Source organism: Vibrio sp. 10N.222.55.C7, from assembly GCF_041473335.1.
GTDB lineage: Bacteria > Pseudomonadota > Gammaproteobacteria > Enterobacterales > Vibrionaceae > Vibrio > Vibrio crassostreae_C.
On sequence record NZ_JBFRSC010000100.1, the window covers coordinates 1 to 388 of the forward strand.

A 388-nucleotide genomic window follows, 5' to 3' on the forward strand; every position below is an offset into this window, starting at 1 on the left:
CCTTGGTTACCACTTGCTCAGAAAGTAAAACCAGTCATCCCTTCTGCGATTATATATTGCGAAGGTAATTTTGGTAAAATTGATGGTAAAACCGCTAATGGATTAGTGAGACATTCGTTAAGCTATCGTATTCTATCAGTTATTGATAGTGAGTCTGCTGGCTTAGATGCTGGTGAAGTTCTTGATAACAAAGCCAATGGAATACCTATCCTTGCTAATGCTGAAGAAGCTATCATTCACGCAGAAAGCATTCCTGATTACTTCATTTTTGGCATTGCGCCATCAAGTGGCTTTTTATCTGACTTAGATAAAAGCATCATTTTAAATGCCATGTCACTAGGAATGAACATCGTAAATGGCTTACATGAATTCCTAACCGATGATCCTC

Annotated in this window: 1 protein-coding gene; it reads left to right on the top strand. The window is 38.1% G+C overall.

Annotation, left to right across the window (positions count from 1 at the left end; genetic code table 11):
* On the top strand, positions 1-388 hold a 388-nt coding region (locus tag AB4482_RS22810), incomplete at both ends, for a DUF1611 domain-containing protein (protein WP_372181788.1).